General features: G+C 40.8%; 11 protein-coding genes. 1 reads left to right on the top strand and 10 read right to left on the bottom strand.

Features of this window, described 5'->3' with window-relative positions:
* Positions 1–303 precede the first annotated feature (303 nt).
* From ACRD7A_RS17230 to ileS, 10 genes are all read right to left on the bottom strand, one after another.
* Positions 304–1,347 (bottom strand): polysaccharide pyruvyl transferase family protein, encoded by a 1,044-nt coding sequence (locus ACRD7A_RS17230; RefSeq protein ID WP_430812587.1) that lies wholly within the window; start codon positions 1,345–1,347, stop codon positions 304–306.
* Positions 1,344–2,705 (bottom strand): lipopolysaccharide biosynthesis protein, encoded by a 1,362-nt coding sequence (locus ACRD7A_RS17225; RefSeq protein WP_430812586.1) that lies wholly within the window; start codon positions 2,703–2,705, stop codon positions 1,344–1,346. Before ACRD7A_RS17225 ends, ACRD7A_RS17230 begins: the two co-directional genes overlap by 4 nt.
* Positions 2,706–2,707: 2 nt before the next feature.
* Positions 2,708–3,919, bottom strand: a complete 1,212-nt coding sequence (wecC, locus tag ACRD7A_RS17220; RefSeq protein ID WP_430812585.1) for a UDP-N-acetyl-D-mannosamine dehydrogenase — start codon at positions 3,917–3,919, stop codon at positions 2,708–2,710.
* Positions 3,920–4,008: 89 nt separating this feature from the next.
* Positions 4,009–5,127: a non-hydrolyzing UDP-N-acetylglucosamine 2-epimerase gene (gene wecB / locus ACRD7A_RS17215; RefSeq protein ID WP_430812584.1), complete on the bottom strand. Its 1,119-nt coding sequence runs from the start codon at positions 5,125–5,127 to the stop codon at positions 4,009–4,011.
* 228 nt (positions 5,128–5,355) lie between these two features.
* Complete coding sequence (locus ACRD7A_RS17210; protein ID WP_430812583.1) at positions 5,356–6,462, bottom strand: Wzz/FepE/Etk N-terminal domain-containing protein; 1,107 nt, start codon at positions 6,460–6,462, stop codon at positions 5,356–5,358.
* Positions 6,463–7,044: 582 nt separating this feature from the next.
* Positions 7,045–7,422 carry a GxxExxY protein gene (locus ACRD7A_RS17205; protein ID WP_430812602.1) on the bottom strand — a complete coding sequence of 126 codons (378 nt, stop codon included), beginning with the start codon at positions 7,420–7,422 and terminating at the stop codon, positions 7,045–7,047.
* Positions 7,423–7,739: 317 nt separating this feature from the next.
* Entirely contained in the window at positions 7,740–10,196 is a 2,457-nt protein-coding gene (locus tag ACRD7A_RS17200; RefSeq protein ID WP_430812582.1) for an SLBB domain-containing protein, read from the bottom strand.
* A gap of 225 nt (positions 10,197–10,421) precedes the next feature.
* Complete coding sequence (locus tag ACRD7A_RS17195) at positions 10,422–11,057, bottom strand: lipoprotein signal peptidase (protein WP_430812581.1); 636 nt, start codon at positions 11,055–11,057, stop codon at positions 10,422–10,424.
* A gap of 166 nt (positions 11,058–11,223) precedes the next feature.
* Positions 11,224–11,601, bottom strand: coding sequence for a TraR/DksA family transcriptional regulator (locus ACRD7A_RS17190; protein ID WP_262327799.1), 378 nt, complete (start codon positions 11,599–11,601; stop codon positions 11,224–11,226).
* 32 nt (positions 11,602–11,633) lie between these two features.
* Entirely contained in the window at positions 11,634–15,065 is a 3,432-nt protein-coding gene (ileS, locus tag ACRD7A_RS17185; RefSeq protein WP_430812580.1) for an isoleucine--tRNA ligase, read from the bottom strand.
* Between the two features lie 238 nt (positions 15,066–15,303).
* On the opposite strand from ileS, the gene ACRD7A_RS17180 reads away from it, so the two are divergent.
* Positions 15,304–15,996 carry a DUF5020 family protein gene (locus tag ACRD7A_RS17180; protein ID WP_430812579.1) on the top strand — a complete coding sequence of 231 codons (693 nt, stop codon included), beginning with the start codon at positions 15,304–15,306 and terminating at the stop codon, positions 15,994–15,996.

Genomic DNA, 15,996 nt, shown 5'->3' with positions numbered 1-15,996 from the left:
TTTATGGCCATTATTAGCACTTGATTTTTACAGACAACATGATTAGCTTTTAACTTAATCTAACAACCTCTATCTTTTTTTCTATCAATATCAATCTCCATATTGGATTAGAGTGTATTGATACAAAAAATTATCTGACACACTCGGAATTATCAAATAAGTCACCCCTCGTTAAATCATAAATTAGCAATTACAACCTAACCCAATCTTTCAATACAGGGAGAAATAAACTATAAGAGTATTAACTACAATCTTAATTTGTAGAGTCTAAAAAAGCATCACTGAAATTAATATCTGATATCCTTAACTTTTAATGAATTCTTCACATTGTTGTTTAAGCTTATTACTGAATTTCACATGCTCACTTTTTGTCTTAATCTCGTCTTTAGAAGATATGAAATTTCCATCTAATCCAAAATCGTTAGAGATCCCCTCTGGACTGATTCGAATATTATTGAAAAATTTATTCATTGAAGAAATCCTTCCAGAATCAGAAAAGTTCCTGTATCCAACATCTATAAAAACAACAGGAGTACCCAAACTAGTAGCTGGTAATGCACAATGAATCCTAGATGTTATAATTAATTTTGCATTTGCATAACGTTGCAATAAATCATTAGCATAACTAAATCTTTCCTCATCAGTTTCTAATAAAGACTTATGAAAAGAGTGCTTTATATATTTTGCCTCTAATAAAATATTTTTACTTATACATTTAGATAATGCACCAATTTGAAAATATTTTTTTATAAGACCTTTGATTCCTTTAAAATAGAAATAACCTTTATGTTGCTTTTTGAAATTTCTCCTGAACCCTGCATTAAGCCAGTAAAATATAACCCCTTTACAAACTAATTTTAAAACTAATAAAGGAGTCTCTTTTGGCGGCCTTAAAGCGGGATCTACGATTAGTACTTCATCTGTATTCTTTGTCTTCTTAATTGTTTTATTCAAAGTTAATGTCAAACAACTAGAATAATATGCTTCAACCCCCTTATCTTCGAGTACTTTTTTAGTATACATATCTCTACAGCCTACAGGACCATTCCTCTTTAAATAATCTACAGTGTTTTTATTCGATAAAAACTTATTTGCAGCATTAGAATTAATATGAATTGAGGTTAATAATGGTTTAATACAAGGATTTGGTGGCCAAGATTCAGGCTTTCTTATATACCAGCCATTTAAAATCATCTTTGTATCTTCACCATCATAAGCTGAAATATTTTCTTTCTCAATAAAAACGTCAGTATGTGGATAATACTGTCTAGCTGCAATACTTTGTATATGATCGCCAATGTTTAAATATCCTTTGTAATCGGAATATGTATATAGACCGTACTTCATGTTAGTTTGTTTTTCGAAATAATAAAATAACTTAAAAATAAAATTGGAATAAATGTAGCCAATACATTTATATTGAAACTACCATAAAAAGTTAACATCGCAATTGAAACACTGATTATTGAAGCGATTAATACTTTCGTATCAAGCTCAAAAGTAACATTTTTTAGAACATATTGAAGTCTGTATATAAACAACACTAACATTCCAAGCAATGTTGATATTCCGGCCCCCCACATACCAAAAAATGGAATTAAAATAGAACAGCTAGCAACTGAAATTAATCCTGATAGTAAGGAAGATTTCATTATTATCGAAGTTTGTCTATTTTTCATAAAATTTGCACCCATAAATGCAGAAAACGCTTGAAAACATACTCCTATTAAAAGAATAGGTACGTATTTAGATGATTCATAATATGTTTCATCTACGACTACTTTAATCAATGGTTTTATCCATACAATAATTAAAGCAACTACAAGGCATTCAAAAAAAACGTAGGTGTTAAATATCCTAGAAAACTGTGAATCATCGAATCTTTTGCTGATATGGTATTCTTGCCATGCCAAATTAAAAATCCCATTAAAAAGAAATAATATTGTAGAAAATTTTGTAGTTACAGCATAAATCCCATTAACAGAGCTACCATAAAAGTGAAACAAAAAAAATTTTGATGAAGAATTTATAAACCACCAACTGATAGTATTAGGCACTAAAGGACTTGAGTATATTACCATATCCTTTAAAACCTTAATAGACAAATATTTCCATTTGAAGTAATTCCAAACTCTAAGTTTGAAGCACAAAAATATACTAATGCAAAAATAAGCTATTACGTTGCATAACAAAATCATTTCGATTTGCATTCTACTTGTTTGTATGATTATGAGATTACAAACCAACAACACTAATGTCATCGCAAAACCAGATAATGCATATAGTACAGAATAACCTATAGCTCTAGTAATCTGCATCATAAAATTATAGACGCACATTGCCATAGTAAGTAAGAAACTAAGCAAATAGATATTTAGACTAAGCCTATACTGAATTAATGATAAGACAATGAATGATACAAACAGTGTAAGTGTAAAAAATAATACAATTCCCAATGCTGAATTTGAAATTACAACTTCCCTTTTATCCCTATACCCCTCAATTAACCACCTAAAGGCAGCTTCATGTAATTGCATTGTGAATATTGGAACAGATAAATTAATAGATGTCCATATTAGGTCATATACTCCTAAATCTTCTGTCGAAAGATAGTGCGTATATAAAGGAACAAGGATGAACATTATTAGTTTAGAACCAATATTTCCTACTCCATAAATAATTGCTTTCTTAAATAATTCACGCATTACTAAACAACGCCACAAAAATCCAATACCACTTTATCATTCTCCAAATCGAGCTTTTTAAATTCATCATGCGCCACCAAAAACGCAACAATATCAGCTTTCTCTAAAGCAACCTTATAGTCAGTTAACTTAAACACCTGATGCTCCTTAATATTGGGTTCTACAAAGTAGATGTCCTCATCATTGGCACTTTGCAGTACTTTTTGTGCAATGTATTTAGCCGGTGATTCGCGTAAGTCGTCGATATTAGGTTTAAAAGCCAGCCCCATAATGGCGATAGATGGTTTACGTCCATGTTTGAGTTCAAACTCCAATTTAGTATTTTGAATCTTCTCGGCCACCCAGAAAGATTTGTAGTTATTGGTTTCACGTGCTTTACCAATCATCTGTGCTTCGCGCGGGTAATCAGAAACAATAAAGTAGGGATCCACGGCAATACAGTGACCGCCTACTCCACAACCGGGTTGCAGAATATTAACACGCGGGTGCTTATTGGCCAGTTCAATCAACTCCCACACATTAATGCCGGCCTTATCGCAGATCAAAGACAACTCATTGGCAAAGGCTATCTGCACATCGCGGCTGGAATTTTCAGTGAGTTTGCACATCTCTGCAGTGCGGGCATTAGTGGCGTGTAACTGCCCTTTAACAAACAAAGAATAAAATTCGATGGCTTTTTGTGTACTTGCTTGGTCAACACCACCAATCACCCGGTCATTCTGAACCAATTCGTACATAACATTGCCCGGTAAAACACGTTCCGGACAATATGCCAAATAGATCTCACCTTCCAACTCAGGGCGTTGGGAAAAGATAAGTTGAGCCATCTTTTCTGTAGTCCCCACCGGCGAAGTAGATTCAATGATGTACAAATCACCTTCCTTTAACAAAGGAATAATATTCTTTGTGGCCGCCTCCACAAAGGAAATATCAGGCTCATGATTACCTTTAAAGGGGGTGGGAACAACCACCAAATAAACTTCGGCAGGCTGAACGGTAGTAGCTGCTTTTAGGAAACCCTTATCCACCGCTTCCGCCACATAACTGTTTAAGTCCGGTTCCACAATATGGATTTCGCCCCGATTGATGGTCTCCACCACCTTGGGGTTCACATCCATGCCATTTACTTTAATACCGTTTGAGGCTACCAGTGCACTGGTTGGCAAACCGATATAGCCAAGCCCTAATGTTGATACGGTGATATTCTTTGTCATTGTCGTTATTTTTCAATAATCCTGTGTAATACTCATCGGATGACTATTTAATGACTGGTAAACTAGTCATCCGATGAGTAAGATTAAGTTTAATTCTCTTTTAAAAAATCTGCGATGCGTTGTGCTGCCTTGCCATCTCCATAGGGATTATGGAGTTGACTCATTTGCTCGTAACGTTCAGTATTCGTTAATAAATCTGTGGCCTCGGATACGATCTTATCTTTATCGGTACCAACCAGGATAACGGTGCCTGCTTCCACGGCCTCGGGACGCTCAGTGGTATCGCGCATCACCAACACGGGTTTACCCAGGCTAGGTGCTTCCTCCTGTACACCACCACTGTCCGTTACAATCAAATGGGCTTTATCCATCAGCCAAATAAAGGCTTCGTAAGGTAAGGGCTTAATGAGTTGGATATTGGGATTATCACCCAAAATTTCATAAACCGGCTTTTGCACATTAGGATTCAAATGCACGGGATAAATTACCTGCACGTTGCGTTCCTCAGCAATCTGCTTTAAAGCTGCACATATATTCAGGAAACCCTGCCCATGATTTTCGCGTCGGTGCCCGGTCACCAAAACGAGCTTTTCAGCCGGATCAACAATTTCTTTCAAGCTGTTAATTTCCGGATTATCCTGAATGCTATTAACCAATTCCACAGATTTCAACAAGGCATCAATAACGGTATTACCCGTAACCAGGATACTTTCCTCAGAGGTATTCTCACTCAATAGATTCGCCTTTGACTGCGCTGTCGGTGCAAAATGGTAATCAGCCATCCGCCCTGTCAACTGACGGTTTAATTCTTCAGGGAAAGGAGCGCGTTTGTTATAGGTTCGTAAGCCTGCTTCCACATGCCCCACTCTGGCTCCACTGTAGAAAGCGGCCAATGCTGCTGCTGTAGAGGTAGTGGTATCGCCATGCACTAAAACTACATCAGGTTTGAATTCTTCTAATACCGGTTTCATTCCATTGATGATATCACCGGTAAGCGAGTACAGGTTCTGATTGGGTTTCATCAGATTGAGGTCGTAATCGGGCTTGATTCCAAAAAACGACAATACCTGATCCAACATCTCACGATGCTGCGCCGTTACGCACACCTTGGTCTCAAATTTCTCTTTCTCTGCCTGAAAGGCTTTCACTACCGGAGCCATCTTAATGGCCTCAGGCCGTGTTCCGAATACGAGTAATATCTTTTTCATGATTAACTGTTAGTATGTAGTTATTAGCGCTTAGTTCTTAAGCTCATCACGCTAAATAAACAGATCATTTTATCATTTCCTTTGTCCGCGGATTTGCACAGATTATCACAGATTTAAAAAATAGTCCAGCAATATTTTTCTGCGTGAATCCCGCCATTGCGGGACAGGTACTGTTAAATCTGCAGATACTTTTCTTTTTTGCTGTACGCGAATTTAAATGTTGTAATATTAAAAGTTAGCCTTAATATTATTCCAAACCAATCGCCCGAATATAACGCCCAAGCCAATAAAGCCTCCTAAGAAAATACTCACTACTAAGATAATCTTCTTCTTCGGTGCACTCTTTTCAATGGGGACTTTGGCAGGCTCCAGTATGGTAAAAGCCGGTGTTTGCTCGTTGACGGCAATCTTCGCCTGTTCTAATTGCTGCGCCAGGCCTTTAAACACAGTTGAGGCCATGTCGTATTGATCACTCAGGCGCTGAAATTCAAGGTTGACACGTTCTGTTACCATATTACGGTGCTGATCCTTGTAATCGAAATAGGCTGCCTGGGCGGTTTCATATTCGGCTTTCTTTGAATTGTACTGATCCTGTACAAAGGCCAAATGTTCACGCGCCTGCTTAGTCCTATATTGAATCACATAGTCTTGCAGCAACTCAACCGCTTTTTGCACCAACTGTGCCACAAAGATAGGCTCACCAACTTCTGACGACACGGTAATTAAACCCGTCTTCTGATCCACTTCCACCACAATCACTTCCTCCAGTGCATCAATGGCCATTACTTCCTCTTCAGTCAGATTTAAAACGCCATAATCAGCCTGCTGCGCAGGTTCTTCTTTAAACAACAAAGCATCCTTAATTGTCCAGGGCAAACGAATAGTGTATTTGGCGATTTGACTTCCCAACGTAGGAATCGTATCGGCCAGTACATAATCGTATAGAGAAATAGGCTCCGCATAATCTTCGAAATGAAACTGCTGATGAATCATCTCCTTTTTGAAGGGATAGGAATTCACCACCTGGGGATAGATTTCGGCAGGAATCCCGGAAGTACCACCCATCATGGAACCCAGGTTAATACCCGCCATACCCGCCAAGGCTCCTAAGTTACCCATGTTACCACCTCGTTTCTCTTCCGAGGGAATTAAGGTACAGGAAGCTGCGTACTTTGAAGGACTTGTAAAGGCAATGATCAAGCCAACGAACAAGGCTATGCAGATACTGTAATAAATGGTTTTCCGTCCTTGCCAAATCGTTTTAATGAGGGCGATGAGATCGATTTCATCGTCCTTGATGATTTGCAGGTTTTCGTTTGTATTTTCTGTATTCATTAAGTGTACTGTTATATTTCCCTCAGATGAATAGTTTATAATTTCTCTTTGTCCACGAATTGACACGGATTAAAAAAACAAGTTGCAAAACTAGTTCTTTCTATAATAATCTGTGCAATCTGTGGTTTATTTATCTGTCCGCAGATTGGCGCGGATTAAAAAATAAATAGCATAGCTATTTATCATCTGTGTGATCTGTGGCTTATTTTTTTGTCCGCAGATTAGCACGGATTAACGCAGATGTAAACAAACGTTTTGTTTCACGATAAAATAAAACAGCAAGGCTATTTTTCTGCGTAAATCTGTAAATCCTATTCCTTCTCTCTTTGTCCGCAGATGCACGTTGATTAACACGGATCATAAAAATAAATAGCAGAGCTATTTATCATCTGTGAGAATCTGTGTAATCTGTGTAATCTGTGGATCACTTTTTCCTATTTCTTTGTCCGCTAATGCACGCTGATTAACACGGATCATAAAAATAAATAGCGCAGCTATTTATCATCTGTGAGAATCTGTGTTAATCTGTGGATCGCCATTTTTTCCTCTTTGTCCGCAGATTAGCACGGATTAACGCAGATATCATGAGTTAATCACTCGCTTATATTCCAATGACTCATTTCCAAAATTAACCAGGAGTGCCAGTTTCTTCCCTGTTATCTTTAAATAATTTATCACTTGTGCCAAGTGTTCGTCTGTTAATTCTGAAACAGCTTTTAACTCTAAAATAATCTCATCATAACAAATGTAGTCTGCTTTATACGTTTTATTAAGTCGAACTCCCTTATAATTAACTCTTAGTTCTTTTTCTCGTTGAAATGAAATTCCCTTTAATTCCAACTCAATACCTAAAGCTTCCTGATAAATAGCTTCTAACATACCGCCTCCTAACACGGTATGCACCTCCATGCAACATCCTATAATCTTATAGGTCTTTTCTTTATCAGGTAAGAGTGTCATTTCCACCTACATCAGTTATTATATTCGTTGTCCGCAGATAAACACTGATTCACACGGATTAAAAATAAATAGCAAAGCTATTTTCATCTGTGGAAATCTGTGCATATCTATGGATCCCTTTCTTTTTTTGTCCGCAGATTGGCGCAGATTTTCACGGATTAGAAATAAATAGGGCAGCTATTTATCATCTGTGTTAATCTGTGGATACTATTCTTTTTTTCTCTTTGTCCGCGGATTAACGCAGATGTTCACGGATGCATAAACAACTGAATTGTTTCACATTCCTTATCTGCGGTAATAATTTTCCACTTTTTCTACTAAAGCCGATCAACCAAAGTTACAATGGTTAGCGAAAGGGACGCCAATGCACTGGCCATAGCAATCCAGGCTGTTGCTGGAACGGGCTCCTTATCGGGCTTCTGCGGCACCACAACCTCAGATCCAGGCAGTACTTTTGGGTACTTGCGAAAGAAAAGGAAGTTTTTAGTAGATGACGCTGCTCCATTGGGATAAATCACATAGACCTTACGCTTTTTGGCACGGTCATCGAAGCCACCACCCTGTTGAATGTAGTGTTTCATTTTTTGACCTTTAACATAGGATACAGAAAGCGGATTAAGCACACTACCGTCAACGCTGACCGTCTGAAGCTCACGCGGAATCACCAGTTCATCACCATTTTGAAGGTAAATATCTGCTTTTGACCCAGGGTTCTTAAGTATTTTCTCCAGATCTATACTAACTACCTCAAAACCCAAATCGGAAAACACTAAGGTAGTATCAGTCTTCATCAATTGCTCTCGCAAGCGTTTTACTTTTTGCGACACCTTTGTTTTACGAGTTAACATGGCTCCTTTAGGGTAGGCATCAGGTGATAGACCTCCCGCCCTTTGGATCATTGTTGAGACGCGTTCTTTCTTCGAAGTCAGGCTAAAGTCACCTGCATAATTTACCTCGCCCAACACGCGAACAACGGCCTTTTCTTCAAAGCCCGGTGAGCGACGTACAAAAATCTGATCGAAGGGTTGAATTACAAACTGGGCATCTTCACCATTCATCGTCAAATTACGATCAACAGAAAACTGATAAACATGGGCTATCTTGTCGTTATTTTTTTGCGCCTCTTCATAAGATAAGCGGCGCGACACTTCAATATAGGCTTGAGAGGCCGATTCTTTAAATCCCCCTGCCTTAAATACAAGATCTGATAGCGTCATATCCTCTTGAAAATCAAACTCACCGGGATACTGCACCTCTCCTAATATTTCAACAGTTTGTATCTCACGCATATCATTAATAGAAGAAATGGTGACAACATCTTCACGCTGCAGAGAAATATCACGCTCTCCACGGAGCACAGCCTGTACATCAAAGGGAATATTTTGCAGTGACAAGTCATCCATCAGTCGGGTTACCAATCCTCGGCTTAGGAACACATCTTCACGTACTCCGTCGGCACGTTCAATCAATTGCTGCAAGCTCAGACCTTCTGTTAACTCATAGTTACCAGACCTGTAAACAGCCCCTTCAATACTAACCTTGTTGGCGAAACGCTCCAGAATAGGCCCCACAAAGATACTGTCACCTCCTTGAAGAACGAGATTATCAAAATCCTCACTGAGCACATCCCTAAAGGCACGCTCGCGGGAAGTAGTACGATACAGCTCCACACGATGTGTATAAGCCTTTTCCGTGAAACCACCCGCATATTCTATCATATCAGCCACACTCTCATCACCACGAGCTTCGAAAATGCCATTTCGCTTAAGTTCACCACCTACCTTAACTCTTTTTTCATAGGTAGGCACCATTAACACATCACCATCACTAAGGGATATATTAACATCAGCCTTCCCCCGCAGTAGATAGGCATAAACATCAAGTGTTTGCAAGACTTTACCATTACGAATGACTTGTATATTGCGGAATGACCCCTCTCTATTGGGCCCTCCGGACAAGTATAAAGCATTGAAAGCTGACGCTGTACCCGGTAATGTATAGGTACCTGGCACAAACACTTCACCTATCACATTTACTTTAATAGATTTAACGGCTCCAATATTAATGGAAGCAAAGGTTCGTGGCTGCGATGATTTAAGATCGCTATAGATGCTAATCAATTTATTGAACACACGCTTTTGAGCTGCATTCTGAGTGAGTCCGCCTACTTGCACTGGACCAACATTAGGTATATTGATGCTACCATTTTTATCCACCATCAGTTGATAGCTCTGTTGTGAAGCTCCCCATACGTCGATTAACACTTCATCGCCGGCACCCAGCACATAAGAGGGTGGTACCGGTATATTTACATTAGGCTCGAAAGTAAGGTTCTCATTGTTAAAAAAGGAAAAACCAAAAATGCGCTGATCCACCTCCGCTGAATCAATCGGTTCTTTTATAGAAGTTTCTCCCCCCACCAAGCCTCCTTGCTGTGTGCTTCCCATTGCTTTATCTGCACTCCCTCCGCTTATTTTAACAGCAGCAATTCGCTGCCGCAGCTTTGCTATCTGTGCACTACTCATGCCCCGGGCCTGTGCCAGGGCAATTGCCTGCTGTTCACTTAAGCCACGCTTCTCCATCTCCTGCACCATACGCAAAACCTGAGCATCGCTTAAATCATCGACATTTACCGATTTAACATCAACAGCGTTGGGATTTACATTTTGTGCAACTAATTCGTTACTGCTGCATAAACTGATTACAATACTGTAGAAAGTAAAGAGTAATACTTTCTGCAAACACCTATTAAACTGTACTTTATAATTATTCATAGTCATTTTTTGATACGCTACCGCTTCCTGACTCCCATCTATGCACGAGGGCACAAGCGGAAACAGCAAGTTAATATGAAATAGCAAAACATACGTTTTGGCTACTCTTTGCTACGAAAAAGTCGCCGCGAAGTTATGTATAAAAGCGCTTAAAAACATAATAAGGCCACAAATTTTAGGAATGAAACGCCATCAACTACTTGCAGGCCTATTACACCAAGGGCTTCAGTGTTCTGTTAAAAAACGTTTTTGAAAGAGCAGGATGCTCAAAATACCAATGGTAATGGCGGAATCGGCAATGTTAAATACGGGACGGAAAAACTCAAACTTATCACCTCCTACAAAAGGAAACCATCCGGGATAATAGCCCTCAAACAAGCGAAAGTGCAGCATATCTACCACGCAACCCTGGAATACAGGGGCATACCCATCGGTGCTTAAAACGGCCTGCCCGGCATACCCAAACCAACGTCCAAGTTCCCCATCATACACCATTCCCTTATCGAAAATTAAACCATAAAAAGTACTGTCAATTACATTACCCAGCGCACCGGCCAGCACCAGAGCCACACAGTAAATCAAACCCTTGGGAGCCTGCTTCCGATGCAGCTTCACCATGTACCAGCCAATGCCTCCTATGGCCACGATGCGAAAAATACTCAGAAACACCTTTCCGAATTTACCGCCTAGCTGCATACCGAAGGCCATGCCGGGGTTTTCCACAAAATGAATGATGAACCACTGTCCGAAAACAGGAATTTCATCCCCCAACATCATTTGCGTTTTGATATAAAACTTAACAACCTGATCAACAATGAGAACAAGAGCAATTAAAAGAACAGACTTCTTTAGTACGGACATATCTGATTATTAAAAATTTACTTACTGCACCGATACCAACCCCTTCAGGACACTCACCAGAAATAGGGTAAACATAGGTGTATTTAACGCACAAATGACCAATGGAAGTATCGTATAGTCCATTGGTCAAGTGAGCTGATTATTTATTTCTTAGACGACAGGGGAATTATTTTTGTCCCTGCTTGGCTTCAACACTCAAAGTAGCATGTGGCACTGCCTTTAGGCGCTCTTTGGGTATCAACTTACCCGTTACACGACAAAGACCGTAGGTCTTATTTTCAATGCGTACAAGCGCTGCCGACAGGTGTTGTATAAATTTCTGCTGGCGCTGTGCCAGCTTACCGGCCTCTTCTTTTGACAGAACCGCCGCTCCCTCCTCCAATACTTTGAAAGTGGGAGACGTATCCTGCGTATCGTTACCATCCTGGTGAGTAATGGTATTGCGCAGTAGTTCATAATCTTTTTTGGCCTTATCGAGTTTCTTCAGAATAATCTCTTTGAATTCCTGAAGCTCTTCATCTGAGTAACGGGTTTTTTCAGCCATAACGACTAAGTTTAAGTTATCATATAGGGCGCTTATGCTTTTTCAATATGCAAAGCGGTACTTATTTCATCATCAATATCAACGATAGTAACTCCTTCCTTCTCACATTGCTCCACCAGATCCACTTCCACAGCCAGGGTCTGAGCTCCTATGTATTCGGCATGTTTTTCTACCGCTGCATTAATCGCTTCGTGTCTTTGAATACGCAGCTTAATTTTATCTGTCACATCAAAGCCTGAGTCTTTACGCAAATTCTGAATGCGATTAACAAACTCACGAGCTATTCCTTCTTCACGAAGCGCATCACTCACATTAATATCCAGGGCCACGGTTATTTTACCCTCATTGGCAACCAACCAACCCGGGATATCCTCCGACATAATCTCTACATCCTCAAGCGTCAGCACCACTGCCTCTCCGTTGACATTCAGTGTATATGCCGCTTCTTTTTCGAAGATAGCAATTTCTTCCTGACCCATCGCATTTATTACACCTGAAATTGCTTTCATATTTTTACCATGCTTAGGACCAAGGGTTTTAAAGTTGGGCTTAATCTTCTTCACCAGCACACCCGTGGCATCTTTCAGAAACTCCATTTCCTTCACATTCACCTCGGCAAGCACTAAATCCTTTATCGCTTCCAACTGATGCTCGAAAGCCTCATCCAATATCGGAATCATAATTTTATTTAGCGGCTGTCGAACTTTCAGGTTCACCTTACGACGCAAGCCCAGCACCATGGATGAAATGGACTGAGCATATTCCATACGCTCTTCAAGAGCACTGTCGATCAACTGTTCGTTGCTGGTCGGGAATTTAGCCAGGTGAACGGACACATCGCTATGCCTACCCGATACTTTGTTAAGGTCAACGAAGAGACGATCGCAGAAGAAAGGCGCAATGGGTGATGCCAAAAGCGTCACCGTCTCCAAACAGGCATATAGTGTCTGGTAGGCAGCCAACTTATCTTCATTCATCTCACCTCCCCAAAAACGCTTGCGATTCAAACGCACATACCAGTTACTAAGATTCTCGATCACAAACTCTTGTATGGCGCGCCCGGCACGCGTCGGCTCATAATTTTCATAGGCATCACTCACCTCTTTCACCAAAGAGTTTAGCAGAGACATCACCCAACGATCAATCTCAGCCCGCTGGGGCACGGGAATCTGAGCTTCCTTACCGGTAAAACCATCGATATTAGCATACAGTGCAAAGAAAGAATAGGTATTGTATAGCGTACCAAAGAACTTACGCTTCACCTCATCCACCCCGGCAATGTCAAACTTCAGGTTATCCCAGGGCTGAGAATTGGTAATCATATACCAACGCAAGGGGTCGGAACCATATTTCTCAATCACCTCAAAAGGATCAACACCATTACCCAGGCGCTTCGACATTTTATTACCCTTCTTATCCAACACCAAACCGTTGGATATAATATTTTTGAAGGCTACCGAATCGAACAACATGGTAGCAATAGCATGTAAGGTAAAGAACCAGCCACGCGTTTGATCGACACCCTCAGCAATAAAGTCGGCCGGATAAATCTGGTCGAAACCTTCTTTATTTTCAAACGGATAGTGCATTTGCGCGTAGGGCATAGCACCTGAATCGAACCACACATCAATCAAGTCAGACTCACGCTTCATGGCTTGCCCACTGTCAGACACCAGGATAATGTCATCCACATGATGACGATGCAGGTCGATCTTCTCATAGTTATCCTTTGAGTTATTACCTACCTCGAAGCCTTCAAATGGATTTTTCTCCATCAAGCCGGCATCTACAGCCTTATTTATCTCGTTCATCAGCTCTTCTACCGAGCCAATGCATTTTTCTTCCGTTCCATCTTCGCTTTTCCAGATGGGCAGCGGCGTACCCCAATAACGCGAACGACTCAGGTTCCAATCCACCAGATTTTCGAGCCACTTACCAAAGCGACCGGTGCCCGTTGAGCCGGGTTTCCAGTTAATGGTCTTGTTCAATTCGATCATACGGTCACGCACCGCCGTGGTTTTAATAAACCAGCTATCCAGTGGATAATACAACACCGGCTTGTCTGTACGCCAGCAATGCGGGTAGTTATGTTCATGCTTCTCTACACGGAAGGCTTTGTTCTCCTTCTTCAACATGACCGAAAGGTCCACATCAAGCGTAGGTGCATCCTCACCCAATGAAGCATCGTAGGCATTTTTTACAAAACGCCCGGCATACTCACGGTAAGCCTCTTTATTAACAAACTGAGAAACAAACTCAGCATCCAAATCTTCGATACGAAAAAACTTACCAGTCTTATCCACCATGGGCTGACGCTTTCCTTCCTTATCGATAAGGATGAGCGGCGCAATGCCGGCAGCCTTGGCAACACGATCATCATCAGCACCAAAAGTAGGCGCAATATGCACAATACCTGTACCATCTTCGGTGGTTACGTAATCACCCAATATCACCCGGAAGGCATCACCATCAGGCTTCACCCAAGGCATCAACTGCTCGTAACGCACTCCCTCCAAATCAGTACCCACATACTCAGCCACAACAGTAAAAGGAATCTTCTTATCCCCGGGCTGATAAGCATCAAAATCCAGCTCAGCATTTTTCGGATTGAAATAATTATTCACCAGCGACTTGGCCACAATCACCGAAACAGGTACTCCCGTATAGGGGTTATACGATTTTACTTTGACATATTCTATTTTTGGACCAACGGCCAGCGCAGTATTCGAAGGCAGTGTCCAGGGCGTAGTTGTCCACGCCAGGAAGCTGAGATCTTCATCGCCCTCAAATAGCTTCTCCGAAGCTGCATCACGCACTATCTTAAACTGCGCAGTACAGGTTGTATCTTTCACATCGCGATAACAACCGGGCTGATTGAGCTCGTGAGTACTCAAACCTGTACCGGCCGCAGGCGAATAGGGCTGTATGGTATATCCTTTATACAACATACCTTTCTTATACAACTCCTTCAGTAGCCACCACAAGGTTTCAATGTAACGGTTGTCATAAGTAATATAGGGGTCGTCCATATCGACCCAATAGCCCATTTTGTGGGTTAAATCTTCCCACAAATCGGTATATTTCATTACATCTTTACGGCACGCCTCATTATACTCGGCTACCGAGATGCTTTTACCAATATCTTCTTTGGTAATACCCAAGGCTTTCTCAACACCCAACTCAACCGGTAAACCATGTGTATCCCAACCAGCCTTACGTTTCACCAGAAAACCCTGCTGCGTTTTATAACGGCAAAAAACATCTTTAATGGTGCGCGCCATCACATGGTGGATTCCCGGAATACCATTGGCAGAAGGCGGTCCCTCGTAAAACACGAATGTAGGCTTCCCTTCGCGGGTCGTAATACTCTTCTCGAATGCTCCGTTCTCTTCCCAGGTCTTTAAAACATCTTTGTTTATCTGGGACAAGTCTAATCCTTTATATACCGGAAATTTTGCGCTCATTAATACAATTTTTACCCTTAATTTAAAAAAGTGTACAAATATAGATTTTGAGAGAGTGAAAAACAAATGACAAAGCCCTTAAATAGATGCCATGCAGTTTTTTGACTTTTTGCCTTACTCACTACAAATTAGCTCCTAATTACACCGTTGCAGAAATTATTCTTTAATGACATTTATAATTTACTTACTTTTGCGCCATCAAAAACTAAAGTTATAAACTAATTATTAAAGATCATTCATGAAAAGAATTGTATTTTCGTTGATGGCTATTTTGGGGTTAAGCCTCAGCGCCAGCGCACAGAACCTGCAACTACACTACGACTTCGGCAAGGATCGTAAGATGGTAACTACTACACTGGAAATGTTTAAACCAGACAACTACGGTAGCACTTTTTTCTTTGTTGACCTGGACTATAGCAACGACTCGCGCGGCGTTGACAATGGTGTATCACTTGCCTATTGGGAGATTGCTCGTAGCTTCAAATGGAATGAGACACAGAAATTTGAGCCCCGCATCGAATACAACGGTGGTGTTGGTATTGGCGATGGCTTTAACTTCCCCATTAACAATGCCTGGTTAATCGGTGGTCAGTATACCTTCAACAACGCTGACTATTCTAAGCTATTAACTGTATCGGCCAACCTGAAACAGATTAAGGACGGTAAAATCAACGGTGATAACCTAACCGGTTTTCAGATCACTGCGGTTTTTGGTCTTCACTTTTTTGAGCGCAAGCTGTCTGTAGTAGGATTTGCTGATTTCTGGCGTCAGGATTCTTTTGGTGGCGAATACGTATTTCTTGCCGAGCCTCAAATCTGGTACAATGCCTGCCAAAACTTTTCAGTGGGTGGCGAAGTAGAAATTAGCAATAACTTTGTGAAAAACGGGTCCTTAGTTTGCCCAACGCTTGGTGCCAAGTGGACATTCTAA

The organism is Carboxylicivirga longa, from assembly GCF_050589825.1.
Lineage (GTDB): Bacteria > Bacteroidota > Bacteroidia > Bacteroidales > Marinilabiliaceae > Carboxylicivirga > Carboxylicivirga longa.
The sequence above is the reverse complement of the archived record's forward strand: the minus strand, read 5'-3'. Positions and strand labels throughout refer to the sequence as shown.

Bases quoted from the DNA above. Each gene is read 5' to 3' on its own strand.
- wecC (WP_430812585.1), bottom strand. From the start codon at position 3,919: ATGACAAAGAATATCACCGTATCAACATTAGGGCTTGGCTATATCGGT.
- ACRD7A_RS17205 (WP_430812602.1), bottom strand. From the start codon at position 7,422: ATGACACTCTTACCTGATAAAGAAAAGACCTATAAGATTATAGGATGT.
- ACRD7A_RS17200 (WP_430812582.1), bottom strand. From the start codon at position 10,196: ATGAATAATTATAAAGTACAGTTTAATAGGTGTTTGCAGAAAGTATTA.
- ACRD7A_RS17190 (WP_262327799.1), bottom strand. From the start codon at position 11,601: ATGGCTGAAAAAACCCGTTACTCAGATGAAGAGCTTCAGGAATTCAAA.
- ACRD7A_RS17210 (WP_430812583.1), bottom strand. From the start codon at position 6,462: ATGAATACAGAAAATACAAACGAAAACCTGCAAATCATCAAGGACGAT.
- ACRD7A_RS17195 (WP_430812581.1), bottom strand. From the start codon at position 11,057: ATGTCCGTACTAAAGAAGTCTGTTCTTTTAATTGCTCTTGTTCTCATT.
- ACRD7A_RS17230 (WP_430812587.1), bottom strand. From the start codon at position 1,347: ATGAAGTACGGTCTATATACATATTCCGATTACAAAGGATATTTAAAC.
- ACRD7A_RS17180 (WP_430812579.1), top strand. From the start codon at position 15,304: ATGAAAAGAATTGTATTTTCGTTGATGGCTATTTTGGGGTTAAGCCTC.
- wecB (WP_430812584.1), bottom strand. From the start codon at position 5,127: ATGAAAAAGATATTACTCGTATTCGGAACACGGCCTGAGGCCATTAAG.
- ACRD7A_RS17225 (WP_430812586.1), bottom strand. From the start codon at position 2,705: ATGCGTGAATTATTTAAGAAAGCAATTATTTATGGAGTAGGAAATATT.
- ileS (WP_430812580.1), bottom strand. From the start codon at position 15,065: ATGAGCGCAAAATTTCCGGTATATAAAGGATTAGACTTGTCCCAGATA.